Source organism: Pseudomonas sp. FEN, assembly GCF_904067045.1.
GTDB lineage: Bacteria > Pseudomonadota > Gammaproteobacteria > Pseudomonadales > Pseudomonadaceae > Aquipseudomonas.
Map to the genome: position 1 here is coordinate 39,348 of NZ_CAJFDC010000001.1, position 25,414 is coordinate 64,761.

Annotated in this window: 26 protein-coding genes; 12 read left to right on the forward strand and 14 right to left on the reverse strand. The window is 63.1% G+C overall.

The genetic code is table 11. The features are described from left to right. Nucleotides 1-7: 7 nt before the first annotated feature. The 4 genes from PFEN_RS00180 to cobA all read left to right on the forward strand — a co-directional run bounded on the left by PFEN_RS00180 (nucleotide 8) and on the right by cobA (nucleotide 4,599). Nucleotides 8-583 (forward strand): ANTAR domain-containing response regulator, encoded by a 576-nt coding sequence (locus tag PFEN_RS00180; protein ID WP_191485039.1) that lies wholly within the window; start codon nucleotides 8-10, stop codon nucleotides 581-583. 342 nt (nucleotides 584-925) lie between these two features. Next, nucleotides 926-2,137: a nitrate/nitrite transporter gene (locus PFEN_RS00185; protein WP_191485040.1), complete on the forward strand. Its 1,212-nt coding sequence runs from the start codon at nucleotides 926-928 to the stop codon at nucleotides 2,135-2,137. 9 nt (nucleotides 2,138-2,146) lie between these two features. Continuing rightward, nucleotides 2,147-3,814, forward strand: coding sequence for a bifunctional protein-serine/threonine kinase/phosphatase (locus tag PFEN_RS00190; RefSeq protein WP_191485041.1), 1,668 nt, complete (start codon nucleotides 2,147-2,149; stop codon nucleotides 3,812-3,814). 26 nt (nucleotides 3,815-3,840) lie between these two features. Next, nucleotides 3,841-4,599 carry a uroporphyrinogen-III C-methyltransferase gene (cobA, locus tag PFEN_RS00195; protein WP_191485042.1) on the forward strand — a complete coding sequence of 253 codons (759 nt, stop codon included), beginning with the start codon at nucleotides 3,841-3,843 and terminating at the stop codon, nucleotides 4,597-4,599. Here cobA and PFEN_RS00200 read toward each other — a convergent pair. Beyond that, nucleotides 4,560-5,453 carry an AraC family transcriptional regulator gene (locus PFEN_RS00200; protein ID WP_191485043.1) on the reverse strand — a complete coding sequence of 298 codons (894 nt, stop codon included), beginning with the start codon at nucleotides 5,451-5,453 and terminating at the stop codon, nucleotides 4,560-4,562. The genes cobA and PFEN_RS00200 overlap by 40 nt on opposite strands. A 179-nt stretch (nucleotides 5,454-5,632) precedes the next feature. Between PFEN_RS00200 and PFEN_RS00205 the strand changes: the two genes are divergently transcribed. The 3 genes from PFEN_RS00205 to PFEN_RS00215 all read left to right on the forward strand — a co-directional run bounded on the left by PFEN_RS00205 (nucleotide 5,633) and on the right by PFEN_RS00215 (nucleotide 9,202). After that, on the forward strand, nucleotides 5,633-6,685 hold the full coding sequence (locus PFEN_RS00205; RefSeq protein ID WP_191485044.1) for an NAD(P)-dependent alcohol dehydrogenase: 1,053 nt from the start codon (nucleotides 5,633-5,635) through the stop codon (nucleotides 6,683-6,685). A gap of 251 nt (nucleotides 6,686-6,936) precedes the next feature. Continuing rightward, nucleotides 6,937-7,587, forward strand: coding sequence for a TetR/AcrR family transcriptional regulator (locus PFEN_RS00210; protein WP_191485893.1), 651 nt, complete (start codon nucleotides 6,937-6,939; stop codon nucleotides 7,585-7,587). 304 nt (nucleotides 7,588-7,891) lie between these two features. Then, nucleotides 7,892-9,202: an MFS transporter gene (locus tag PFEN_RS00215; RefSeq protein ID WP_191485045.1), complete on the forward strand. Its 1,311-nt coding sequence runs from the start codon at nucleotides 7,892-7,894 to the stop codon at nucleotides 9,200-9,202. A gap of 70 nt (nucleotides 9,203-9,272) precedes the next feature. On the opposite strand, the gene PFEN_RS00220 is transcribed toward PFEN_RS00215, so the two are convergent. Then, entirely contained in the window at nucleotides 9,273-9,815 is a 543-nt protein-coding gene (locus PFEN_RS00220; RefSeq protein ID WP_191485046.1) for a cysteine hydrolase family protein, read from the reverse strand. 234 nt (nucleotides 9,816-10,049) lie between these two features. After that, complete coding sequence (locus PFEN_RS00225) at nucleotides 10,050-10,595, reverse strand: histidine phosphatase family protein (protein ID WP_191485047.1); 546 nt, start codon at nucleotides 10,593-10,595, stop codon at nucleotides 10,050-10,052. A gap of 165 nt (nucleotides 10,596-10,760) precedes the next feature. Here PFEN_RS00225 and copC point away from each other — a divergent pair, with 165 nt between their 5' ends. The 4 genes from copC to PFEN_RS00245 all read left to right on the forward strand — a co-directional run bounded on the left by copC (nucleotide 10,761) and on the right by PFEN_RS00245 (nucleotide 14,146). After that, a complete protein-coding gene (gene copC / locus PFEN_RS00230; RefSeq protein WP_191485048.1) occupies nucleotides 10,761-11,135 on the forward strand; it encodes a copper homeostasis periplasmic binding protein CopC in 375 nt (124 codons plus the stop codon). A gap of 4 nt (nucleotides 11,136-11,139) precedes the next feature. Continuing rightward, nucleotides 11,140-11,991 (forward strand): copper homeostasis membrane protein CopD, encoded by an 852-nt coding sequence (gene copD, locus PFEN_RS00235; RefSeq protein ID WP_191485049.1) that lies wholly within the window; start codon nucleotides 11,140-11,142, stop codon nucleotides 11,989-11,991. A gap of 152 nt (nucleotides 11,992-12,143) precedes the next feature. Then, the gene (locus PFEN_RS00240; protein WP_191485050.1) at nucleotides 12,144-13,514 is read left to right on the forward strand and encodes a gluconate:H+ symporter; all 1,371 of its coding nucleotides are present in this window, start codon (nucleotides 12,144-12,146) and stop codon (nucleotides 13,512-13,514) included. A 92-nt stretch (nucleotides 13,515-13,606) separates the two neighbouring features. Then, complete coding sequence (locus PFEN_RS00245; protein WP_191485051.1) at nucleotides 13,607-14,146, forward strand: hypothetical protein; 540 nt, start codon at nucleotides 13,607-13,609, stop codon at nucleotides 14,144-14,146. Between the two features lie 2 nt (nucleotides 14,147-14,148). Here the strand turns inward: PFEN_RS00245 and PFEN_RS00250 are convergent, their stop codons facing one another. Both PFEN_RS00250 and PFEN_RS00255 read right to left on the reverse strand, forming a co-directional pair. Beyond that, nucleotides 14,149-14,634, reverse strand: coding sequence for a GNAT family N-acetyltransferase (locus tag PFEN_RS00250; protein ID WP_191485052.1), 486 nt, complete (start codon nucleotides 14,632-14,634; stop codon nucleotides 14,149-14,151). Between the two features lie 58 nt (nucleotides 14,635-14,692). Beyond that, nucleotides 14,693-15,316 (reverse strand): DUF4865 family protein, encoded by a 624-nt coding sequence (locus PFEN_RS00255; protein WP_191485053.1) that lies wholly within the window; start codon nucleotides 15,314-15,316, stop codon nucleotides 14,693-14,695. 106 nt (nucleotides 15,317-15,422) lie between these two features. On the opposite strand from PFEN_RS00255, the gene PFEN_RS00260 reads away from it, so the two are divergent. Then, the gene (locus PFEN_RS00260) at nucleotides 15,423-16,307 is read left to right on the forward strand and encodes a LysR family transcriptional regulator (RefSeq protein ID WP_191485054.1); all 885 of its coding nucleotides are present in this window, start codon (nucleotides 15,423-15,425) and stop codon (nucleotides 16,305-16,307) included. Nucleotides 16,308-16,414: 107 nt separating this feature from the next. Here PFEN_RS00260 and lpxO read toward each other — a convergent pair whose 3' ends face one another. The 9 genes from lpxO to PFEN_RS00305 all read right to left on the reverse strand — a co-directional run bounded on the left by lpxO (nucleotide 16,415) and on the right by PFEN_RS00305 (nucleotide 25,117). Further along, entirely contained in the window at nucleotides 16,415-17,314 is a 900-nt protein-coding gene (lpxO, locus tag PFEN_RS00265) for a lipid A hydroxylase LpxO (protein ID WP_191485055.1), read from the reverse strand. 138 nt (nucleotides 17,315-17,452) lie between these two features. Then, nucleotides 17,453-18,376 carry a PfkB family carbohydrate kinase gene (locus tag PFEN_RS00270; protein WP_191485056.1) on the reverse strand — a complete coding sequence of 308 codons (924 nt, stop codon included), beginning with the start codon at nucleotides 18,374-18,376 and terminating at the stop codon, nucleotides 17,453-17,455. After that, nucleotides 18,369-19,841 carry a purine-cytosine permease family protein gene (locus PFEN_RS00275; protein WP_191485057.1) on the reverse strand — a complete coding sequence of 491 codons (1,473 nt, stop codon included), beginning with the start codon at nucleotides 19,839-19,841 and terminating at the stop codon, nucleotides 18,369-18,371. Before PFEN_RS00275 ends, PFEN_RS00270 begins: the two co-directional genes overlap by 8 nt. 98 nt (nucleotides 19,842-19,939) lie before the next feature. Beyond that, nucleotides 19,940-20,944 (reverse strand): ADP-ribosylglycohydrolase family protein, encoded by a 1,005-nt coding sequence (locus PFEN_RS00280; protein WP_191485058.1) that lies wholly within the window; start codon nucleotides 20,942-20,944, stop codon nucleotides 19,940-19,942. Next, nucleotides 20,941-21,654 (reverse strand): GntR family transcriptional regulator, encoded by a 714-nt coding sequence (locus tag PFEN_RS00285; RefSeq protein ID WP_191485059.1) that lies wholly within the window; start codon nucleotides 21,652-21,654, stop codon nucleotides 20,941-20,943. Before PFEN_RS00285 ends, PFEN_RS00280 begins: the two co-directional genes overlap by 4 nt. A gap of 281 nt (nucleotides 21,655-21,935) precedes the next feature. Next, nucleotides 21,936-22,499, reverse strand: a complete 564-nt coding sequence (locus PFEN_RS00290) for a DUF1285 domain-containing protein (protein WP_191485894.1) — start codon at nucleotides 22,497-22,499, stop codon at nucleotides 21,936-21,938. A 2-nt stretch (nucleotides 22,500-22,501) separates the two neighbouring features. Further along, the gene (locus PFEN_RS00295; RefSeq protein ID WP_191485060.1) at nucleotides 22,502-23,119 is read right to left on the reverse strand and encodes a DUF4823 domain-containing protein; all 618 of its coding nucleotides are present in this window, start codon (nucleotides 23,117-23,119) and stop codon (nucleotides 22,502-22,504) included. 253 nt (nucleotides 23,120-23,372) lie between these two features. Continuing rightward, complete coding sequence (locus PFEN_RS00300; RefSeq protein WP_191485061.1) at nucleotides 23,373-24,341, reverse strand: GTP 3',8-cyclase MoaA; 969 nt, start codon at nucleotides 24,339-24,341, stop codon at nucleotides 23,373-23,375. Nucleotides 24,342-24,478: 137 nt separating this feature from the next. Then, nucleotides 24,479-25,117 (reverse strand): TetR/AcrR family transcriptional regulator, encoded by a 639-nt coding sequence (locus PFEN_RS00305; protein ID WP_191485062.1) that lies wholly within the window; start codon nucleotides 25,115-25,117, stop codon nucleotides 24,479-24,481. Nucleotides 25,118-25,414 lie beyond the last annotated feature (297 nt).

Below are 25,414 nucleotides of genomic sequence, written 5' to 3' on the forward strand. Positions count from 1 at the left end.
GGCCGCCATGCTGAAAATCCTGCTGATCAACGATACCTCGAAGAAACTCGGACGCTTGCGCACTGCCTTGAGCGAAGCCGGTTTCGAAGTGATCGACGAATCCGGCCTGACCATCGACCTGCCCGCGCGGGTCGAGGCGGTGCGCCCGGATGTGCTGCTGATCGACACCGACTCGCCCAGCCGTGACGTACTGGAACAGGTGGTGCTGCTGAGCCGCAACCAACCCCGGCCGATCGTCATGTTTACCGATGAACACGACCCCGCGGTGATGCGCCAGGCGATCAAGGCCGGGGTCAGCGCCTACATCGTCGAGGGCATCCAGTCCCAGCGCCTGCTGCCGATCATGGAAGTGGCCATGGCCCGCTTCGAAAGCGATCAGCACCTGCGCGCGCAGTTGCAGGCCCGCGACCAGCAGATCGCCGAGCGCAAGCGCATCGAGATGGCCAAGGGACTGCTGATGAAGATGAAGGGCTGTGACGAGGAAGCCGCCCATACCCTGATGCGCCGCCAGGCCATGAGCAAACAGCAGAAGCTGATCCAGGTCGCCGAGCAGGTGATCGCCATGAGCGAACTGCTCGACTGATGACGCACCGCAACGCAGCACCGCACAAACATCGGGCTGCGTTGTGGGGCACAAGACCTTTTTCTCCCGCCCTCAGCCCACGGGCAACGCGCTGAAAAGGCCGTTTTTGAGCGCCGAACGGGCCAGGAACGAAAACTGGCACACATAGTGCTCAGACAATACCCGGTAGCCAACGGCGGCTGCCCCACCCCGACAAAGACGTCGCATTTCCCTTCGTGAAAACGAACAGGGATGCGGCGTTTTTGCGTTTTTGGCGTCGACAACAGGGTACGCACGGCTGGTGAAGATCACCCGCCCAGTGCCCCGAACCGGCGTTGAACCCCTTGGCAGATGAGGTGTTAGATGCACAACAGTTTCTGGAAAGCCGGCCATACACCGACCCTGTTCGCCGCGTTCTTGTATTTCGACCTGAGCTTCATGGTCTGGTACCTGCTCGGACCGCTGGCGGTGCAGATCGCCACCGACCTGCAGTTGACCACGCAACAGCGCGGCTTCATGGTCGCCACACCGATCCTCGCTGGCGCCTTTCTGCGCTTCATCATGGGCATGCTCGCCGACCAGCTGTCACCGAAAACCGCCGGCATCATCGGCCAGGTGATTGTCATCGCCGCCCTGCTGGTGGCCTGGCAACTGGGGATCCACAGCTACGAACAAGCGCTGCTGCTGGGCGTGTTCCTCGGCATGGCCGGAGCCTCCTTCGCCGTGGCCTTGCCCTTGGCCTCGCAATGGTATCCGCCACAACACCAGGGCAAGGCCATGGGCATTGCCGGCGCCGGTAACTCGGGCACCGTGATCGCCGCGCTGGTGGCGCCCCTGCTGGCCACCGCCTTCGGTTGGAGCAACGTGTTCGGCCTGGCCCTGATTCCCCTGGTGCTGACCCTGGCGCTGTTCAGCCTGCTGGCGCGCAACGCCCCCAACCGTGCCAAGACCAAATCCATGGCTGACTACCTGCGCACCCTCGGCGACCGAGACAGCTGGTGGTTCATGTTTTTCTACAGCGTCACCTTCGGCGGCTTTATCGGCCTGGCCAGCGCCCTGCCCGGTTACTTCCACGACCAGTACGGCCTCAACCCGCAAACAGCCGGCTACTACACCGCCGCCTGCGTGTTCGCCGGCAGCCTGATGCGCCCATTGGGCGGAGCGCTGGCGGACCGTTTCGGCGGTATTCGCGCGTTGCTCGGCACCTACGCCATTGCCGCCATCTGCATCGGCGCGGTGGGCTTCCACCTGTCCAGCTCGGTGGCGGCCCTGGCGTTGTTCGTCACCGCCATGCTCGGTCTCGGCGCGGGCAACGGCGCGGTGTTCCAACTGGTGCCACAGCGCTTTGCCAAGGAGATCGGTGTGATGACCGGTCTGATCGGCATGGCCGGCGGTGTCGGCGGCTTCCTGCTCGCCGCGGGCCTCGGGGCGATCAAGCAGAGCACCGGTGACTACCAGCTCGCCCTGTGGTTGTTCGCCAGCCTGGGGTTGATCGCCTGGTTCGGCCTGTATGGGGTCAAGCGTCGCTGGAGAACCACCTGGGGTTCGGCGGCCTTCTCCGCCGCCCGGGTCTGAGCCCAGCGCATGGGCCTGCAACTCAGCTATGCCGAGGCCAGCGCCAGCGGCCCACGGGAACAGAACCAGGATGCGACGCGCCTGGTGATCCCGGTGCCCGCCCTGGCGGCCAGCAAGGGCTATCTGTTCGCCCTCGCCGACGGTGTCAGCCAGTGCGCCGATGGTGGCCTGGCCGCGCGCTCGACCTTGCAGGCCCTGGCGCTGGACTATTACGCCACGCCGCCGACCTGGGGCGTGTCGCAAGCGCTGGACCGCCTGCTGCTGGCACAGAATCGCTGGCTGCATGCCAACGGTGGGCAGTCGCCACTATTGACCACCCTCAGTGCGCTGGTGCTGCGCGGGCGCTCCTTCACCCTCGCGCATATCGGCGATTGCCGGGTGTATCGCTGGTTTGCCGGGCAGTTGCAACGCATCAGCGAAGATCACGTCTGGGGCCAGGCCGGCATGCAGCATGTGCTGAAGCGGGCCCTGGGCCTGGAGCAGCACCTGGTGGTCGACTACCTGGAAGGCGATCTGCGCCAGGACGAACAGTTCCTGATCCTCAGCGACGGCGTCTGGGCGACCCTCAGCGATGCGTCGATCGCCGACATCCTGCAGCGCAGCCAGACGTTGGAGCACACCACCCAGGCCCTGGTCGAAGCCGCGCACCGCTCCGGTAGCCAGGACAATGCCAGCGCCGTGCTGATCCGTGTCGATGAGCTGGCCGATACCGACCTTGACGATCTGCTCGGACAAGTCGACCAGTGGCCGCTACCGCCATCACTCAAGCCGGGACAGTTGTTCGAGGGCTGGCAGGTCGAGGGCCTGTTGAAACAGAGTCGCCAGTCGCTGCTGTACCGGGTTCACGATGCGCAGCAACAAGCCTGGCTGTTGAAAACCCTGCCGCCGCAGCGCCACGACGACACGGCGGCGGCCCAGAGCCTGTTGCTGGAAGAGTGGTTCCTGCGGCGCATGGCCGGGCGTCACTTCCCCGAAGTACACCCCGCCGAGCAGCGCCAACACCTGTACTACCTGATGCGCGAACACTCGGGGATCACCCTCGCCGAGCACTTCGCGGCGCACGGCAACCTCGGGCTCAATCAATGGCTGGAGCTGGCTTCGCGGCTGCTGCGAGCCGTGGGCCTGATGCACCGGCGCAATATCCTGCACCGTGACATCAAACCGGAAAACCTGCTGCTGGGGGACGACGGCGAACTGCGGGTACTGGACTTCGGACTGGCCTACTGCCCCGGGCTGACCCGCCAACGCGATGGCGAGCTGCCTGGCACGCCGAGCTATATCGCTCCGGAAGCCTACAACGGTGTGCCACCGAGTCCGGCGCAAGACCTGTATAGCGTCGGCGTCAGCCTGTATTACCTGCTGAGCGGACACTATCCCTATGGCGAAATCGAAGCCTTCCAACGCCCTCGGTTCGGCACGCCGGTTCCGGCCAGTCGCTATCGCCCGGACCTGCCCGACTGGCTCGAACGCAGCCTCGGCAAGGCCCTGGCCAGCGACCCGGCGCAACGCTACGAGACCGCCGAGGAATGGCTGCTGGCCCTGCAACAGGCCGAACACTTGCCCGCGCCGCGCCCACGTCCCTTGCTGGAGCGCGAACCGATCAAAGTCTGGCGCGCCCTGGCGCTCGGCTCCTTGTTACTGAACCTGGTCCTGCTGGCCTGGCGGCTGCACGGCTGAATCGAACGCCCACTGGAGAAACGAATATGCATGGCAAAGTCTGGTTGGTTGGCGCCGGCCCTGGTGACCCGGAACTCTTGACCCTCAAGGCGGCGCGCGTCCTGCGCGGCGCCCAGGTGGTCATGGTCGACGACCTGGTCAATCGCGCCGTGCTCGAGCATTGCCCCGATGCCCGGGTGATTGCCGTGGGCAAGCGCGGCGGCTGCCGCTCCACGCCGCAGGCGTTTATCCACCGGCTGATGCTGCGCTATGCCCGCCAGGGCAAATGCGTGGTCCGCCTGAAGGGTGGCGACCCGTGCATCTTCGGCCGTGCCAGCGAAGAGGCCGACTGGCTGCAAGCCCGCGGCATCGAGGTCGAAGTGGTCAATGGCATCACCGCCGGCCTGGCCGGCGCCACCCACTTCGGCATCCCCCTGACCTTGCGCGGCGTGGCCCGTGGCGTGAGCTTCGTCACCGCCCACACCCAGGACGACAGCCCGCTGGACTGGACCGCCCTGGCGCAAAGCGGCACCACACTGGTGGTCTACATGGGCGTGGCCAAGCTGGCGGAAATCCGCGGCAACCTGATCGCCGCCGGACTTGCCGACAGCACCCCGGTGGCACTGATCGAGAATGCCTCGCTGCCCCAGCAACGCGAATGCCGCAGCGACCTGGCGAACATGCACGCCGACGCCCTGGCGTTCGAGCTCAAGAGCCCGGCGATCCTGGTGATCGGCGAGGTCGCGGGCTGCGCCTCAAGCCAGGTTCAAGCCGCGCGCTCGTCCCCGGGGCTGCGTTCGAAGTAGCGCTTGTACTCGCGACTGAACTGCGAGGAACTCTGGTAGCCCACCCGATGCGCGACCTGGGCCACGCCCAGGCCGTCGGCCAGCAACAGTTGCTGGGCCCTGAGCAGGCGCAGGCGCTTGAGGTACTGCACTGGCGAGAGCAGGGTGACGCGCTTGAAATGCTCATGGAAGGTCGACAGGCTCATGTTCGCGCAACCGGCCAGGGTCTCGACGTTCAAGGGCTCGGTGTAATGGCCGTGCAGATGACTCAAGGAGGCCGCGATCCGGGAAAAATGCCCCTGCTGCTCCACCAGGGCGCGCAACACTTCCGCCTGCGGCCCGCGCAAGGCGGCAAACAACAACTCACGCACCCGCGCCGCGCCCATGACGCGGCACTCCAGCGGGTCCCGCAGGCAGCACAGCAGACGTTCGACGCAGCCGCGCATCGTATCGTCCAACACCACCGAGGCCATGGACTCCGGTGTCTGGGCCGCCGCCGGGCTGTCATGGTTCATCCCCATGGCCAATACCAGTTCACCGAGCAGCGCCCGGTCGATAGCGACGGAAATCCCCAGCAACGGCGCGCCCGCGCCACCGGCAAAGGTCTCGCACTCGAAAGGCACCGCCAGCGCCTGGATCAGATAGTGTCCGGCGCCATACTCCAGGGTCCGCGTCCCCAGGTAGGCCAGCTTGCTGCCCTGGACAATGATGATCAGGCTCGGCTCATAGATCTGCGGGCCACGGGCCACGTCACAGCTGACCCGCAGCACCTGCACCGCGGGTAACAGGGTCGGCGCGAAACCGTCGCGAGTGGCCAGGGGCTCGATCAGCGCAACCAGGGGGGCATTGGCGTCCAGATGACGGGTCAACAGCATGGCAAAAACTTCACGGAAAAAGGGATGAGAGCATCTTCGCAGGTCCGGAGGCACAGGCGAATGACAGAAACACGATGCCGGAGGAATAGGCAAGACATACGGAGGAATCGCCATGGCCGGGTTCGCAACCGGCGCAGAGAATGACTCGCCTCAACCGTCACAGCTTTGCGAGGTTCCTCATGTACACCGCCATCGGTTACGCCGCCCAATCCGCCACTACGCCCCTCGCCCCCATGTCCTTCCAGCGCCGCTCGCCGCGAGCGGATGATGTCGCCATCGAGATTCTCTACTGCGGCGTTTGTCACTCCGATATCCACCAGGCCCGCAACGAGTGGGGCATTGCCGTCTACCCGTTGATGCCTGGCCATGAAATCGTCGGCAAGGTCACCGCCGTGGGGGCCAACGTCAGCCGGCACAAAGTCGGCGACCTGGTGGGTGTCGGCTGCATGGTCGACTCCTGCCGCCACTGTGAAGCCTGCCAGGCGGACCTCGAGCAATACTGCCTCGAAGGCCCGACCTTGACCTACGCCACCCCCGACCGGGTCGACGGCAGCAACACCATGGGCGGTTATTCCGACAGCATCGTGGTCAGCGAACACTTCGTCGTACGCATTCCGGAAAAACTCGACCTGGCCAGCGCCGCGCCGATTCTCTGCGCGGGTATCACCACCTACTCGCCGCTCAAGCACTATGGCGTCAAGCCCGGCGACAAGGTCGGGATTCTCGGCATGGGCGGCCTGGGCCATATGGGCATCAAGTTCGCCAAGGCCATGGGCGCCGAAGTCACCCTGTTCACCCGTTCGGCGAGCAAGGCCGAGGAAGCGCGTCGCCAGGGCGCCGACCATGTGATCGTGTCCACCGATGCCGCGCAGATGGCCGCCGCGGCGGGTCGCTTCGACTTCCTGCTGGACACCATCCCGGTGCAGCACGACCTCAACCCCTACCTCGACACCCTGACCTACGACGGCGTGCACATTCTGGTCGGCCTGATCGAACCGGTGGACCCGGCCCTGCATGCCGCCAAACTGGTGCTCAAGCGCCGGGTACTGGCCGGCTCCTTGATCGGCGGTATTGCCGAAACCCAGGAAGTGCTGGATTTCTGCGCCGAGCACGGCATCAGCTGCGACATCGAGATGCTCGATATCCGCCAGATCAACGAGGCCTACAGCCGCATGATCGCCGGTGACGTGAAGTACCGCTTCGTGATCGACATGGCGACCCTCAGGGCCTGATAGAGGCACAAGGTAACTTGTGGGAGCGGCGCTTGCCTGCGAAGTTTTTTGGCGACCTCGGGGGCCTCTTCGCGGATAAATCCGGCTCCCACAATGCTACGTCTGACGCAATTTCTGCGTGCCACGCAGGTACTGTGGGAGCCGGATTTATCCGCGAAGAGGCCAGCAAGACTGGCTTCAGTCTCAATGCAAGTCACCGTCAGCGCAACAACCCCATGCTATATTCCCGTCCCTTCCTGACCGCAGAAGGAATGCCGACGGTGAACAAGAAGACCGGCATCAGAGCCCAGCAAGCCGACCAGACCCGCGCCCGCATCCTCAAGGCGGCGGTGAAGGTGTTCACCCGCGATGGTTATTCCGGAGGCCGGGTCGAGAGCATTTCCCGCGAGGCCGAATCCAACGACCGCATGCTCTATTACTATTTCGGCAGCAAGGAACGCCTGTTCATCTGCGTGCTGGAACACATCTACGAACAGTTCAACAAGGCCGAAAGCAAGCTCAAGCTGAACCTGGATGAGCCGCTGCAAGCCTTGCGGGATGTGGTGGCCTTCGTCTGGAATTACTACGTCAAGCATCCTGAATTCGTCGCCATCCTGAGCATCGAGAACCTGCACAAGGGTCGCCATGCGCAGCAATCGGGCGAGCTGCGCCGGCTTTCCGGTGAGGCAGTCGGCGTGCTGCGCCCGATCCTCGAGGCGGGCCAGGCCAAGGGCATCTTTCGAGAGGACCTGGACATCAAGCACGTGTACCTGATGATCGCCTCGCTCTGCTATTTCTATAACTCCAACCAACACACCCTGAGTTCATTCCTCGGTGAGCCGCTGGCGGAGAAACGCCAGCAGCAGGACTGGCTGGCGTTTATCAGTGACCTGGTGCTGCGTGGGGTGCTGCGCCTGCCGTAACCTCGACCTGACGTCCCCTGTAGAGCCAGCTTGCTGGCGTTTTTTGGCAAAACGATGCAACCGCGGCCCGAAGAAGTGCTGATCAGCAAGCAATACGCCAACAGGTTTTTCGTTACCGATTTCGAAATTCCAGGGAGCTTGACCGCAGAACCGCGCCATAGAGCGTGGTCCCGTAATAAACTGCGCGTTGCTTCCTGGCGAGTGTGACGCCCAGTCTTCTGACACTGCCTTTGGAAGCCGCCTGATCGGCGCTCCCAGAGCGCTGTATCGAAAGCGGCTGTATAAAACCGCCAGGAGACAGACAATGCCCATTGCGAATGCGACAACCGCGACCTCGGTCGCCGAGCCAACCCAAGCGCTTTACCACAAGATCACCTGGAAACTGATCCCGTTCCTGTGCTTCTGCTACCTGGCCGCGTACCTCGACCGGATCAATGTCGGCTTCGCCAAACTGCAGATGCTCGACCAGTTGCACTTCAGCGAAACCGCCTTCGGCCTGGGGGCGGGGCTGTTCTTCGTCGGCTATATCCTGTTCGAAGTACCGAGCAACCTGATACTGGAAAAGGTCGGGGCGAAAATCTGGATCGCACGGATCATGATCACCTGGGGCCTGCTCTCGGCCTGCACCCTGCTGGTCACCTCCACCACCCAGTTCTACATTCTGCGTTTCCTCCTTGGCGCCGCCGAGGCCGGCTTCCTGCCGGGCGTGCTGTTCTACCTGACCACCTGGTTCCCGACCCACCGCCGCGGAAGGATCATCGCCCTGTTCATGATCGGCCTGCCGCTGTCCAGCGTTATCGGCGGACCACTGTCGGGCTGGGTCATGGGCCATTTCGACCAGGTCAGCGGGCTGCGCGGCTGGCAATGGCTGTTCCTGATCGAAGCCATCCCCAGCGTGTTGCTCGGCATCCTGACCTTCTGGGTGCTGCCGAACCACTTTCGCCAAGCCAAATGGCTCAGCGAAGAGGAAAAGGCAATACTGGAAAGCGAACTGCAAAGCGACGAAGTCAGCAGCCCAGAGAGCAAGCAGGACTTTCGCGATGGCTTCTTCAACCTCAAGGTCTGGATGCTCGGCGGTATCGACTTCTCGATCCTGCTCAGCGTCTATGCCATGGGCTTCTGGATGCCGACCTTCATCCGCAATGCGGGGATCAACGACACCTTCCATATCGGCGTGCTGACCGCGCTACCGAGTGTCGCCGCCCTGCTCGGCATGCTGCTGATCGGCGCCAGTTCCGACCGCCATCGCGAACGCCGCTGGCACATCATCGTGCCGTTCTTCATCGGCGCCGCCGCCATGGCCACCAGCACCTTCTTCACTCATAACGTGGTGGCCACGGTGACCCTGTTCGCCATTGCCTCGGCGGCAATCATCGGCGCGGTACCGGTGTTCTTCAGCCTGCCGGCGACCTTCCTCAAGGGCACCGCGGCGGCCACCGGTTTTGCCCTGGCCTGCTCGCTGGCGAACATCGCCGGGCTGGTCAGCAACTCGCTGATGGGCGTGGCCATCGACCTGACCGGCAGCAGCGCCGGTGCCCTCTGGTTCTTCGCCGGTTGCCTGATCCTGAGCAGCTTCCTGGTGATCGCCCTGCCAGCCAAACTGGTCAATCGTTAAGTCGCCAGCGGCCTGCCGATAGCCTCGGCAGGCCGGCTGGATTAATCGATGAGCGCGTAGCGGTCACCATTCAGAACCGCACGTCGGGCGTATTCAGCACCTGCACAAACGCCCCGTTCAAGGTCGCATTGTGATGCTCGACTATCGCCCGCGCCGACAGCCCGGGCGTGTCCATGCAGGTATGGGCATCGCCCACCAGGACCGCCTCGAAACCCAGGTCCCGGGCCAACCGACAGGTAGTATCGACGCAATACTGAGTCTTCATCCCGACAATCACCAAGCGTCCGATACCGGCATCATCCAGTTGCTCGGCCAACCCGGTATTGAAGAAACAACTGGGGCGCGTCTTGTCGAGCAGATGATCCGCCGCGGGATCAACCCGCAACTCCGGCAACAGCTGCCACAGCGAACTCCCGGCGGCAATCGGCGAGCCTTCCGGCCCGGTATGCCGGACCGCGAAAATCGGCGCACGCGCCAGCCGCGCCAGGCCGATCAGGTGGTTGATATTCTCCAGCAGCCGTTGCCCCTCCCAGGGCTTGTCGGGACCGTTGAACAATCCGACCTGCATATCGATGATCAACAGGGCCGAACGCTGTGCACTTTCAGCTTGCATGGGGTGTTTCTCCTTCCGTGTGATGCCAGCAAGGGCGCAGAAACCAAAAGGCCCCGTCCATTGCTGGCGGGGCCTGGTCACTGCGTTTACCGACTCACGCACCGACCTCACGCCCGCCAGAGGCGGTCGTGGTGGTCTGGGTGAGGTTCAGCGGATTCCGGTTCATGAGATCGATCATGCTACGGGCGGTTTGAACATGACAACCCCGGCGGCCGAAAAAACACCCCGAGCCGCTCAGAAGCGCAAGCGCCAGCGCCCGTTGCGGCGCAGGTCGACCACCGACAAGGGTTCGATATCGATGGCATTGAAGGCCCCGGGGCCGGTGGCCAGGGCATGCAGAATCGCCGCGCGGATCACGAAGGGATGAGTGACCACCACAAAATGCCCGTCCTCGTGAAAACCGTCGAGCCAGGCCCCGATCCTGGCACACAACGCCATCACCGACTCACCCGCCGGAGGCGCCAGCGCCGGGTCCGCGGTCCAGGCCGTCAATAACTCGGGATTGCTCTCCTGCAAGTCCGCCAGGGCAACGCCCCGCCACTCGCCAAAATCGAGGTCGCCCAGTTCAGGGACTATTTCGATCTCGCTGCCCAAGGCCTCGGCGGTCTGCCAGGCGCGGGTTTCCGGCGCGCTGAGGATACGCACCGGTTTCTTCAGGCGCGCCGCCAACTCGGCGGCCTTGAGCAAGCCCTTGGGCTCGACCGCCTCGTCCAACGGGAAACGTCCCAGGCGCTGAGCCTCGGTGCGGGCATGACAAACAAAGCTCAAACGCGTCGGCATATAAGGTGTGTTCCGAAAGGCAGTCCGTGTCGTGGCTCAACATACCGGGAAGTCATTCGGCCCGTATTGCAAGTATCGCTCAAGCGAACAACGCTTCAAATGCGACGTTCGGTTGCAGAGCCAGCTAGTATAGTCAGCTCATTTCAGCCCACGAGTAACTGATCGATGCCTGCTACCCTGCTCAAGAAAACCCTCGGCGCCCTGCTCCTGTTGGCGGGTCTGGCCAGTGCGAACGCCGCGTTCGCCCATGCTCACCTGAAAAACGCCAGCCCAGCCAAGGATGCCACCGTCAGCGCTCCAGCCGAATTGCGCCTGGTGTTCAGCGAAGGGGTCGAGGCCGCGCTCAGCAAGGTCGAAGTCAGCAGCGCCGGTAACCCGGTCGGGCTGAAAAGCATCGCCACCGATCCGGCCGACAAGAAAACCCTGATCGTCACCCCGGCCGCACCGCTCCCGGCTGGCGAGTACAAGGTCGTGTGGCACGCCGTGTCGGTCGATACCCACAAGAGCGAAGGCAACTACAGCTTCAAGGTGGGCAACTGAGTCCATGCAAAGCGCCGTGGTCCTGTGCCGTTTCCTGCATTTCGCGGTGGTGCTGTCGTTGTTCGGAACCTGTCTGTTACGCCCCTGGCTGATCGGCAACACACTCCACGCGGCACTGGACCGGGGCCTGCTCGGGATCAAGCGCTGGTTGGCCCTGCTGGCGCTGCTCAGCGCCGGGGGCTGGTTGCTGCTGACCACCACCAATATGACCGGCGACTGGTCGGACGCCCTGAGTCCCGCCACCCTCCAGTTGGTCCTGGGCAAGACTTTTTTCGGTCAGGTCTGGAGCTGGCACCTGGGCTTGTGCCTGCTGCTGTTGATCAGCCTGCTGGCCAATGCCCGCCCGGCCTGCAACCTGCTGCTCGGCTTGCTGTTGCTGGCGACCCTCGCCCCCGTCGGCCATGGCGCCATGCTCGACGGCCTCGACGGCCGCCTGCTGATGCTTAACCAATTCGTCCACCTGAGCGCTGTCGGCGCCTGGCTCGGCGGCCTGTTGCTGCTCCTGCGGGTCCTGGCCCAACCGGCCGGGCACGACCTCGAACGGCTCCTGCGACGCTTCAGCAGCCTGGGCTACGCGCTGGTGGCGATGATTATCCTGAGCGGCCTGGTCAATGTCCGCATGCTCACCGGTGCGCCCTGGCCAACGCCGCTGTTCAGCGGGTTTGCGCTGATCCTGCTGATCAAGGTGCTGATGGTTGCGCTGATGCTGGCGCTGGCACTGTTCAACCTGGTGATGAGCCGTCGCGGACGTTTCAGCGTCTTGCGCAGCAGTGTGACGGTCGAATGGCTGCTCGGGCTGGGGGCGATTCTCGCCGTATCGCTGTTGGGCACCTTACCGCCGATGCTGATGAACTGAGCCCGTTCAGGCGGCGCTAGCGAACAGCGTAAATCTACCCGGACTTTCATACTGCCGTTCGCAAAAAACCTGTTTCATATAATCATCTATATGAATTCATCAGGTATATTCCTTCCGACCGCGTAACAAAATATTACAAGAAGGGGTATCCGTTGGATCTTTCACACGCCGCGTGGCTTGCTCACGACACCCGCCTGATCATCTGCTGCCTGCTGGCAATCGCCACCATCATCGTGCTGATCAGCCTCACCAAACTGCCGCCCTTCCTGTCCATCCTGATCGGCACCTTCGTCGCCGGGATCGGCGCCGCGCTGCCCGCTGAAGAAGTGGCCAAGGCGTTCAGCAAGGGCGCCGGCAGCCTGCTCGGCGAAGCCGGGATCATCATTTCCCTGGGCGCCATGCTCGGCGCGCTGATGGCCGAGTCCGGGGCCGCCGACCGCATCGCCTCGACCCTCCTGCGCCATGCGCGGGGCAAGGCCCTGCCCTGGGTCATGGCAATGGTCGCGATGATCATCGGCCTGCCGCTGTTCTTCGAAGTCGGCCTGGTGCTGATGGTGCCGATTATCTTCGTGATCTCCCGTCAGTCCGGCCAACCGCTGCTCAAGGTGGCGATCCCGGCCCTGGCCGGCATGACCACGCTGCATGCGCTGATGCCACCGCATCCTGGCCCGCTGATCGCGGTCAGCGCCTTGCACGCCGACCTCGGCATGACCATGCTGCTGGGCTTTTGCATCGCGGTCCCGGCGGTGATCCTCGCCGGTCCCCTGTACGGCATCTGGCTGTCCAGGCGCATGGATGTGCGGGAGCCGGCCGAAATCGGCGCGCTGTTCACCGCCAAAGTCCAGACCCGGCGCCAACCGAGCTTCGCCATCTCGTTGTTGATCATCCTGCTGCCGGTGCTGCTGATGCTCGGCAGCACCCTGGCCAAGGTGGCCATGGCGCCGCAAAGCAGCCTGGCCATGACCCTGAAGTTCCTCGGCGAGCCATTGATCGCCCTCGGTATTGCGGTGATCGCGGCGGTGATTTGCCTGGGCTGGTCCATCGGCATGGCCCGCGACCAGGTCGGCAGCGTACTGCGCAAGAGCCTCGGGCCGATTGCCATGCTGTTGCTGACCATCGGTGCCGGCGGCGGTCTGAAACAGACCTTGCTGGAAGCCGGCATCAGCGACACCATCAGCAAGGTCGCCACTGGCGCCAACCTGTCCTACGTCCTGCTGGCCTGGCTGATCGCCGTGGCACTGCGCCAGGCCACCGGCTCGGCCACCGTGGCGACCACCACCACCGCAGGTATTCTCGCGCCGATGATGGCCGGCCTGGCCAGCACCCAGAGCTCGCTGGTGGCCCTGGCCATTGGCGCCGGCTCGGTGTTCTTCTGTCACGTCAACGACGCCGGCTTCTGGATGGTGCGCGAGTACTTCGGCTTGCAGCTCAAGCAGACGATCTGGGTCTGGTCGGTGTTGCAGACCATCGTTTCAGTGGTCGGCCTGATCGGCACGTTGTTGTTATGGCAATGGTTCCAGTAACCGTTGCCACGCTGTGAAGATTGACCAGAGGCGTCGCGCAAGGTGGATAATGGCGCCTTACTCAGGGATAGGCTTACCCAAGGAAGCGCCTTATGGACAAGAAACAAACCCGGCAACAGGCGATCGAGTCACTGAACGCCGGGACGCCGAAAAGCCAGATTTTCGCGTCCTTGCGCGGCGGCGCCCTGAAAGACAGGGCGCTGGCGGCGTTGCTGGCCAATCATCCCGATCCCGAGCTGTACACGCGCCATCACTGGAAAGTCATCGGGGTGCTCGCCATTATGATCCTGCAAGGATTGCTGGCGGCGGCAGTCGGCTTTGTGCTCGGAGCGAGTATCGGCCCGACGGCCATCTGGTTGATGCCCCTGGCGTTCGCCGTCATTCCCTTCCTGCTGGCCTACGGCGTTTACCGCAACCACTCCAGTTACTACACCGTCTATGTCCTGCTCAACGTCTCGCAATTCCACCGAGCGTTCGAGGGTTTCAGCGAAGAACCGATCACCACCGGCATCGCCGTGCTGATCGGCTTTGCCAGCCTGGTGTATGTCCTCTACGTCAAGTCGCTGCTGTTTCCGGACGTGGTGTTCATGTCACCGAAAAAGATCAAGGGACAGTACGTTTTCAGCCGTTGAGCTCAGTCTTCGGAGTCGGCGAAACGCTTCAACACCTCGCCATCCATCCGGTAGCGCACCCATTCACTCTGGGGTTGCGCGCCGATCGATTCGTAGAAGCGGATCGCCGGCTCGTTCCAGTCCAGCACACTCCATTCCAGGCGGCCGCAGTCATTGGCGCAGGCAATCTTCGCCAGATGCCGCAACAGCTTCTTGCCCGCCCCGGCACCGCGTTGTTGTGGTGAAACATAGAGGTCCTCCAGGTACAGGCCGTTACGCCCGAGCCAGGTGGAGTAGCTGAAGAAAAACACCGCGAAACCGACCGGTTCGCCGTCACGCAGGCAGATCAGGCCGTGGGCCGTGGCGCCTTCGCCAAACAGGCTGCGCTCGATATCCACGACGTTGGCGATCACTTCATGACGGGCTCGTTCGTACTCGGCCAGTTCAGTGATAAAGGCAAGGATCTGCGGCGCATCGCTGGGCCGGGCTTCGCGTATTTCGAGGGACATGGGCGCTTCCAGAGTCGATGAAGTCGCCCATGCTATGCGGATTATGCGACGGCTTGAATCACTTCAATGAAAATTCACCCGCAACCGGCCGATCAGCCGCCGCCCCTCGTGACGCGTGGCGCAGGCGCTCGATGCCCGGCTGCGCCAGGTACAGCACTTCATAGGCCTTGCCCGCGCGGCGGCGATCGGGTGCGGACGCCGACAGGGTGATTCGGATCAAGCGCCAGGCCGCGGTATCCAGAGCAAGGAACAGCGCAATGGTGTCGTCCTGGCGAACCAAGGCCCGGTTACGCTCCACCTCCGTCGCCAGCAAGCGGACATGGTCCGCTTCCGGATCGACGGGCAAGACTTCGCGGTACAACGCCCGCGCTGGCGCCGCGCGCCCCAATTGCAGGTCCAGCGGCAGCCAGGCCTCGATATCCGGGCGACCGAATGAGTCGATCACCCGCTGGAAACGCTCGTCCATCAGAAAGCCGGCGGCAGCACTCGGATCGGACCACAGATACACCGACGAATACAGATTGGCCTGGGCACCGAAGAGCCCGCGCTCCTCGGCAATGAACGCCTTGAGCAGCAGCCCCGGGGTATCGTCCCAGAGCGGACCCAGTTCGGCGGCACGGCGGCGAATCAAGCCCATGTCGTAGAGAGCGGGCAAGCGGTGCGAATACTGTTTGGCAAACATGGCGGCACTCCTGTGGGGAAAGGTTATCGAGAACCTGGCGCCAGCTTGCGCAGTCTCTATAATTACAACAAGATATCTATAGATATATATGTGATAAGAGATAGATATGACTGAAGTCGTCAAGCCACTCGATATCGACACCGTCCAGGCCTTCGTGCTGATCGCCGACTTCGCCAGCTTCACCCGCGCGGCCCAGGCGCTGGACACGTCCCAGGCGGCCATCAGCCTGAAGCTCAAGCGTCTGGAAGAACGCCTCGGCTACCGCTTGCTGGAGCGCACGCCTCGTCATGTACGACTGTCGCCCCCGGGCGAGCAGTTCATCCATGCCGCGCGCGCCTTGCTCCAGGCTCACGAACGGGCACTGGGCGATATGAGCGCCATGCCGAACCGCCGCTTGATCATCGGCATCAGCGACCATGTGGCGGGGCCGGACCTGCCGCGCCTGCTGAGCCGCCTGGCCGACTACGATCCGCTGCTGATCATCGAGGTGCGTATCGCCTCCTCTCGAGACCTTGGCGCGGCCTTCGACCGTGGCGAACTGGATGCGGCCATCGTGCGCGGCGAGGGTGACCGTCACGACGGTGAGGTGCTGGTGGTGGAACGCTTCGGCTGGTTCGCCGCCCCCACCTGGCAACACACACCCGGTAGCGTCCTGCGCCTGGCGACCATGGCCGCGCCCTGTGGCGTGCGCCATCTGGCGGTACGAGCGCTGGATGACGCGGGCATCCCCTGGACCGAAGTGTTTATCGGCGGCGGCGTGCTGGCGGTGGGCGCGGCGGTCAGCGCCGGACTCGGCGTGGCGGCGCTGGCAAAACGGGTGGCACCTGCCGGCGCGGTCGAAGTCGGTGAACAACTCGGGCTGCCGGCGTTGCCGCTCACCGAAATCATCCTGCATGCACGACCCACGGATGCCCGTTCGCAGGAAACCTTGCGGGCCTTGAGCGCGGCGTTTCGTGGAGTGCTGGAACGCGAGTCGATCAAACCGCGCTGAAGCCCGCAAGGATAGCCTCCAGACGTCGCAATGAGCCGGGCAATGCCGGAAAAAAATCGGCCGGGCGCCCATGGGGCCCGGCCGAATTCGATCACCAACAGCAGGAACTAGATCAGCAGGAACAGTGCCAGCAAGCCACCGAAGATCGCCCACTTCTCCAGGTAATAGCGCGTGCGATTGCGCTTCTTCAATTCCTTGCCGCGCAGGCGAATGCCGTAGATCTTGGCAAAGAACTTGTTGATCCCACCGGTCTTGTCGTTCGCGTCATTCGGCGAGGCGGCGGCGGACATCACATTGCGGCTGAACCAGCGGTTGAACGCCGTCGCCCAGCGATACTGCAGCGGTCGCTCGACATCGCAGAACAGGATCACGCGGTTCTGCTCGGTCTTGTTTTCAGCGTAGTGGATGAACGTCTCGTCGAACATCACCGGCTCGCCGTCACGCCAGTAGTACTCCTGACCATCGACGTTGATATGGCAGCCCGGATCGTTCGGCGTTTGCAGACCCAGGTGGTAACGCAGGGAGCCGGCATAAGGGTCGCGGTGACGGACCAGGCGCGAACCCGGCGGCAGCTCGGCGAACATCGCCGCCTTGACGCTGCCGATACTGTTGAGCAGTTCCGTGGTGCGCGGGCACAGCTCGATGGCGGAAGGGTGGTTGTCGCCATACCACTTGAGGTAGAAACGCTTCCAGCCGGTCTTGAAGAACGAGTTGAAGCCGACATCGTTGGGCTGCTCGGATTTCTTGATCTCGCCGGCTCGCAGCAGGGCCAGGGCCTCGGTGCGGATTTCCTGCCAGTTGTCCTGCAACGGCTTGAGCTCGGGGAAGTCGGCCGGGTCCAGATACGGACGGCTCGGCACCTTGGAGAACAGGTAGAGGAAGCAGTTGATCGGGGCCAGGAAGGTCGAGTGGTCACTCAGTTGCCGGCCCAGCTTGTGCCGGACCTTGCCGCGCAGGTGTACGTACGCGATAGACAAAACGTAGATAGCGATAATGATGAGTTTCACGGGCGTCGTCACAGAAGTCGAAGGGACACGCGATCTTTCATGCCTCTGGTGGCCCGGTGCACACAAGCCGAGGTCCAGAAGTCGCAAAGACAGCGAACGCACTAGGGTAGAACAGCTGGCGTATGGGTTTCCAGTGTTTCATCCGCCAAACGAAAGCAAAGCATCCACTTCTTGTGTGCCGGGTGAGGTCGCAGGCCCCCAGCGCGTGACCGCCAGGGCCGCCGCCGCGTTGGCGCGCCGCGCCGCTTCGGCGGCATCCAGCCCCGCCGCCAGCCCGGCCAGGAACACCCCGGCATGGGCATCGCCGGCGCCATTGCTGTCCACCGCTCGCACTTTGAAACCGGGAATGTGCCGGTGCCGCCCTGCCCGGCTGATCCAGCAGCCGCCCGGGCCGTCGCGCACCACCAGCAGCGCGTCGTCGGCCAGGCGCTCGGCCAGGCTGTCGAGGGAACCGACGATATCCGTCGCGCCGGTAAAGCACAGGGCTTCAACGCTGTTACTGGTCCAGATATCGATGCGCGGCAGCAAGGCCGCCATGGGCGCGGCCGCCGACGAGTTCACCAGCGGTCCCGGATCGAACACCACGGTCACCGCCTTCGGCAAGGCCAGCAGCCATTCCAGCAAGGCTTGCGCCTTGTCCGGATACTGCAGGCTGTAGCCGCTGACATAGACGTAGTCATCGTCCCGCACCGGCACCCGCGCCAGGTCTTCGGCCGAGAGGCCAGCTTCCGCGCCGATATGGGAAATGAAGGTGCGCTCGGTGCTGGCTTCGGTCAGGGCCACGCAGAGCCCGGTATCCTTCTCAGCATTGCGCTCGAGGACCACCTTGATCTCCTCCCGCGCCATCGCCTCGCGAGCCAGATCGCCAAAGCGGCCGTTACCGTGCCGACCGAGGTAGAGCACCGGCAAACCGTTGCGCCGGGCGGCGGCCATGACATTGAAACCACCGCCGGCTTCGAAGCTGGCGGAGTTCGCCAGCACGTCACCACCGCTGGCCGGCAGTTGCTCGAGAGACATGACCAGGTCAACCATGACCTGGCCGGTATGCAGCAATCTAGCCATTGGCATTCTCGACATCCGCGAAGGCCGCACGGCGATCCGCCGCGCCGCCGAGCAGGCCGTAGACACCGCCGGCAACCAGGAAGGTAACGATCCAGCCCAGGCCGTTGTGACCCAGCCAGGAGTCGGACAGGAAACCGCGGAACCAGATGGTCTCGGTGGTGGTGCCGATGGTGGTGAAGCTGAAACCCAGGACAATGGCCAGGGCCCAAGCCCCGAAGGCGCGCCATTCGATGCCGCCGCGATACCAGTAGGCACTGCTCGGGCTGACATCCAGCAGGTCCCTGGGACTGTAGTACTGGCGATGCAGCAGATCGACCACGAAGATCCCGACCCAGGCGGTGATCGGTACGGCCAGCAGCGAGATGAAGGTGATGAACGGACCGTAGAAGCTGTCGGCGATCAACATGAAGTAGATGGAGCCGACGAAGATCGCGACGATATCGACGATCACCGCATGCACGCGCTTGACCTTCAGGCCGAGGGTCAAGGTAGTCAGGCCCGCCGAGTACACCGACAGGTTGTTCGACAGCAGCAGGCCGCCGAACGCCGTGATCAGGTATGGCACGGCCATCCAGGTCGGCAGCATGTCGCGGATCGCGACGATCGGGTCGGTCGCCTGGGCCAGATCATGATTGCCCACCGACAGCAGGCCACCCAGAGTGATCAGCAGCACCAGCGGAATACCCGCGCCGAAAGCCGCCGAGGCCACCAGGCGGAGCGCCTTGACGCTCTTGTGCTGGTAGCGTGACATGTCGGCGCCGGCGTTGGCCCAACCGATCCCGGTGCCCGCCGCCATGGTGCCGATGCCGATGATCATCGCGCTCATCGGTGCCGGGGTGGCATTGAACACCGCGCTCCAGTCGATGGTCGCGCAGAGGAAACCGCCCACCAGCAGGTTCAGGGCACCGAAAACATAGGTCGCCCACTTCTGGATCACCAGCAAAGTGGCATGGCCCAAGCCCGAGACCGACAGGGTCAACAGCACGAAAATGGCGATGAACAGCAGCGTCAGCAGCGGCGCGCTCTTGGCCTCCACCGGCGAGTGGAACAGGATCGAGCACAGCGACAGCAACACGAACGCCGCCGTGGTGGTGTTGACGGTTTCCCAGCCAAGACGCGACATCAGCGAAACGACGGTCGGACCGATATTGCCGCGCACGCCGAAGATCGCTCGTGACAGCGTCAAGCTCGGCGCGTGCCCGCGACGCCCGGCGATGGAGATGATCCCCACCACGGCAAAGGAACCCGCCGCGCCGAGAATCGCGACGATGATTGCCTGCCAGATCGCCAGTCCGCGAAAGGCCACCAGGGTCGCCCCCAGCGGCAGGCCGAGAATACTGATGTTGGCCGCGAACCAGACCCAGAACAGTTGCAGCGGATGGCCGTTGCACTCGCCTTCCGGGACCGGTTCTATGCCGCGGGTTTCCAGTTGACCGGCGCTTTGCCCGGTGGTTGATGAGGTCATGGTGTTCAGCTCCTGATGCCATTTGTTGTGGTTGTTAGGCAGTACGGAAGGTTTAGAAACCCCCTTCGTCTGCAGTCCATTGCATGTGTTGTGGTGTGTCAGGCGTTGCGCAGGGCGATCAGCCCTTGGACCAATGGCACCAGCTCCAGCCCATTGACCTCGATGATTTTTGCAATCAGTTCGACAGGCCAGCAGTCCAGGCCGTCACAGGCGCCGAGCATGGCACCGAGGATACCGGCGATGGTGTCCGTGTCGCCACCGATGCTGGCGGCCAGACAGAGTGCGTCGAAAGCCTTGAGCTTGCCGAGTGCGACCCGTTGGGCCAGCGCGAAGGCGACGACCACCGACTCCTGGGACGCCACCGAGGTGCCGACCACGTCATACAGCAGGTCCACCAGCTCGGCCTCCGGGCAATCGCGACTGAGCTCACGCGCCCAGCAAATGCGTGGCCCCAGGCGCCCGCCGGCGACCCAGTGGCCACGCAGTTCGGCGGTAAAAGCCATCTCCGTACCGATATCCAGCGCCTGCTCCAGGCCCTGGCGGTTGATGCCACTGGAAATCACCGCGGCAACGGCGGCGGCACTGGAGATCCCCAGGCTGGTGTTGTGGGTGACCTGGCAGGCCTGGACCACCGCGTCGAGAAAGCGTCGCGGCTGGGCGATATCGGCGGCGATGCCCACCGGCGTGATACGCATGGCCGCACCGTTGGTGGTGCCGTAGCGCCCGGCTTCCTCGGGGCTGTGGCCGGCGAGGATCATTTCAATGGCGCGCTTGGTCGACGGTCCGAGCAAATCCTGCGAGCCCTTGGCCTGCATCGCCGCCTCCCAGGCGATCAAGCGTTCAGCCAGCAGCGCCGGCTCGATACGACCATTGCCGTCGATCAGCAACTGCGCCACCAGGATCGCCTGTTCGGTGTCATCGGTGATGGAACCGGCGGGCATGTTCGGGGCGATCGGCTGGTCGGGACCGGCGTCGAGCAGCGTGGTGATGCTGCCGAAGCGGGCCTGGATCTCGGCGCGGCTCAGGGATTGGGTCGGCATGCCCAGCGCGTCACCCAGGGCAAGGCCGTAGAAGGCGCCCAGGGCTCGATGGGTCGGGGTCATGTCGGCGTTCCAAACACCAGGTGCAGGCGGAAATGCAGGGGATCAAGCCAGCTTTCGACCTGCTCCATGAACCGTCCCTGTTTGTCGTAGGTGGTGCGCAGGGCCTTGAGAAAGACCGTGCCCGGCGGACGCCCGAGCAGTTCGGCATCTTCGGCGGACAAGGGCTCGGCGCCGATCCATTGATCGCCGCGCTCGCCGACGAAGCCGTAGGCCGCCAGGGTGATAGTCAGGGAATTGTCGATCAGACCAACATCGGGCAGGCCTTCCAGACCGCCGCTGGCCGGCATCAGCGAATGTTCGAGGGAGACCACGGTGCCTTCGGTATTGCGCCGACGCCGATCGAGGGCGATGAATTGCTCGGTACCATAGCGACTGAACAGGTCCGGACGCACCACCGCTTCCAGGCGCAACACCTCGGTATTGATCAGCGCGCCGCTATCCGCCAGGGCCTGGGCCCAGCCGGCGCGCTGGTCGAGGGCAATGCCATCGTAGGTGACGATGGAGCCCACGCCGCTCTGGGTGGCGATATAGTTGCGCCGCTTGAGCTCGGCCAGGGCCTCGCGCAGCGTGCCACGGCTCACCGAGAATTCTTCGGCCAACTGATGTTCACCCGGCAACAGCAAACCGTCTTCGAGAAGACCGCTTTCGATGCGCCGGATCAGCTCATCGACCACTCTTTTTTTCTTATCAAATCGGACATGTTTAATCATGTACAAGTTGATAACCGAAGCAGGCTCGGAGGTGCAAGGAGTTTATTTTCGGAGAGACGAGTGGTGGTGTTCTTCAGCACACCATCGCCGGCAAGCCAGCACCTACACAGGATCCGGGTACGACGACAATTCCATGGCGAGCCCGCCCGGTAGATATCGTCTTGGCGATCCGCCGGCAAGCGGAGATTCCTACAGGTTTTGGATTCGGCGATACTTTGCGCAGAGACATCAGACTTTGTAGGAGCAAGCTTGCTCGCGATCCGCCGGCAGGCGGAAACGACTCAGGGTTCCAGGCCAATGGGAAAGAACACTCCCCCACTCCAGACCCCCAGCCACGATTGCCCGTCGATCTCACGGCTGACCGCCAGTTCCACCATCTGATAGAACACATTGCGGTGAATCAGCGCCTCAAGGTTGACCCGCACATGCAGGTAAGGCGCCGGCTCCTGGGTCAGCGGATCGATGACCACGCGAATCGGGTGTTCGGCGCCGGCCACCACGGGTTCGTCGACATTGCTGGTGAAATGCAACAGTTGCCCCTCGCCCTCGCCCTCCACGGTCAAGGTCACGGCCACGAACGGCGCATCGTCGACCTTGATGCCGACCTTTTCCACTGGTGTGATCAGGAAATAATCATCGCCGTCACGGCGGATAATGGTGGAGAACAACCTGACCATCGGCTTGCGCCCAATCGGCGTGCCCAGGTAATACCAGGTGCCATCCCGGGCAATGCGCATATCAATATCGCCGCAGAATTGCGGATTCCACAGGTGAACCGGCGGCAGGCCCTTTTCCGTCTTGGGGATTTGCGCCAACAGGTCGTTGGCCTTGCCCGGCTCATTCATACTCAATTCGACATCCACTGATCACCCATGCCCAACAGACTACGCGCATATTCGGCCAAAGGCGCGGCGATCAGGTCTTCGGGCTTGTTGTTGTGGAACGTCAGCAAGCCGCCACGGCTTTTGATCCGCGCACTGTCGATCAGGTATTGGCTACCGGTTTCGATCAGCATGATCTGGATCACGCCGGTATCCACGCCCAGACGGTCGACGGCTTCCTGGTCAGCCCATTCGTCGGAGTTGCCGATGCGGTCATCAGCCTTGGCGAAGCGCGTGTACAGCAGGTAGTGCGCGCCGGCGGAACGGGCTTCGGCCATGGCCTGGTCCAGACCGAGGGGCGCGCGGGCACGGCGCACCATGGGGAAATACTCGATGAAGCCGTTGAAGGCTTCCTCGGCCACCACGTTGGGACGCGGGTAGGCACTGCCTGGCGGCGTGAAGGCGCCCTGGGCAATATAGATAAAGGAATCCGGCTGGATGCGGAACGAGCGGATCCGGCGCGTATCGCTATGGTCGAGCAGCCCCGCGTCACTCATCTGATAGCGAGCACCTTCTCCCATATCACTGACACTCATGCAGCCGCTCAGCGCCAACAACGCCAGCAGCACAACCAGGCTACGCATCCTACCCTCCAGAGGCCGGTGACGGAAAACCGGCGAATAATCGCGAGGATGCAGCTTCCGCGCCAGATCAGGCCAGAAGATGATGTCGGCACGGTGCTTGTGTGGGAGCGGTGCTTGCTCGCGAAGCTTTTGGCGGTCTCAAGGGCCTCTTCGCGGCGGTGCGGCGACCCGACAAGCTCCGCTCCCACACAAGCACCGCCCCCACACCCCAGTGTTCCCACACAAAAAACCTGCTGTGCTCTCGGAGGCAAGGTCACCCGCCGATGATTTTCATCACCGTCGCACCGCCCGAGAAAGCCACTTCCTGTTTGTCGCCCAAGGCTTTGACCAGCAGCCGCTGCAACGCCGGCAGTGCCTCGTGACGGGGCTTATCGAGCAGATCACCGACATAATGCCGGTTGCTTGACGACAGGCAACCATGCAGCCAGCCGGTGGACGACAGCCGCAAGCGCGAACAGGTCCGGCAGAACGGCACGCTTTCATTGGCGATCACCCCGAAGTGACCGCGCCCCGGAATGGCGTAGCGGACGGCGGTGGCATCCACCGGCGCATCGGCCTGCAGGTATTCGTAGCGCTCGCCGATCAGGTCGAGCAACTGCTGAAGACTGACGAACTGCTGGAGAAAGGCATTGCCATCACTGGCCAGGTGGCCCATGCGCATCAGCTCGATAAAGCGCAACTCGTAGCCGCGTTCAAGACAGTAATCCAACAGCGGTAGCACCTGATCCAGGTTCTGCCCGCGCAACGGCACCATGTTGACCTTGATCTTCAAGCCTGCCGCCCGCGCCTGCTGCATGCCGTCGAGCACGCTGGCCAGATCGCCACCACGGGCAATACGGCGAAAAGCGCCGGCATCCAGGGTATCGAGGGAAACGTTGATCCGCTTGATCCCGGCGTCCACCAGTAACGGTAGTTTGCGCGCCAGTAACTGACCATTGGTGGTCAGACTGATATCTTCCAACCCCATCTTGCCGATCGCGTCCATGAAGGCTTCCAGCTTGGGGCTGACCAGTGGCTCGCCGCCGGTAATGCGCAAACGCTCGATCCCCGCCGCCTCGATCAGGTAGGCCACGCCGCGCGCCATGGCTTGCGCCGACAATTCGTCCTGGGCCGCCACCAACCGCTTACCATTGGGCACGCAGTAGGTACAGGCATAGTTGCAGGCGGATGTCAGACTGATGCGCAGGTTGCGAAAACGCCTGCCTTGACGGTCAACGATCATGGAGCACTCCGGCAATGGACTGTGGAACGCGCAAAACCTGATCCACAAATCAAGTTTTGACAAGTCCTATTCCCGAGTATAAGCCCGAGGTCCCGCGCCATATAGTGGAACATGGCCTGATCAATCCGCCGAATGCCTTAAGTGACGGGCGTCTCGGGATCGCGCTTGCGCTTGTTGCCCATGCGCACGCCGATGTCCATCAGGAACTGGAAGAACCCTTCCTGATCCTCCAGCACATTACTCCAGAACGGCGAGTGGTACAGCGCCACGGCGCCATGCACCAGGGCCCAGGCCGCGCAGTAGTGGAAGTACGGGGGCACGTCCTCGAGCTTGCCTTCGCTGATACGGCCCTTGATCAGCAAGGTCAGGCGTTCGAAGTTGGAAGCACGGATCTTGTGCAGCTCCTCGACCATCTCCGGCACCTGGTGGCCCTTGACCACTTTCTCTTCCAGGCGGTCGAACAGCCGATAGCGCTGTGGATCGCGCATGCGGAACTCGAAGTAGGCCCGGGACAGGGCTTCCTTGTCTTTGTCGACATCCGCCGAATGCAACAGCTCGTTCAAGTCACGCTCGTAGTCGAGCATCAGGCGCAGGTAGATTTCCGCCTTGGATTTGAAATGCTTGTAGATGGTGCCTTTGCCGATACCGACGGCATCCGCGATCATCTCGACGGTGACACTGTCTTCACCTTGTTCGAGGAACAGCTTTAGCGCGGTATCGAGAATTTCTTGCTCGCGGCGACGAAACTCACGGACCTTACGGGGTTCTTTGTGCATAAGAAAAGGTCTGTAGGGGCAAAATCGAAGCCAAGTATTATGCCTGACTCGCGCCAAATTGCACGAATCATCCGAGGCCTTTCGTTTTCACTGTCGACGAATCAGCCCACCTTGGTCAGAAAGGCTTCGTCCGGGTCACGGATCGTCGCGGCAGACAGCTGGGGGAAAACGGTCTAACGCGAAGAGAACTCAACAGAAGCGCCTGTATTCCAAATCTGTTTAAAAAATGAGCAATAGTGACTGGACTCCGGGCGATCCTGACCAATACTTGAACTGTCGGCGCGACATCTCCCCCAA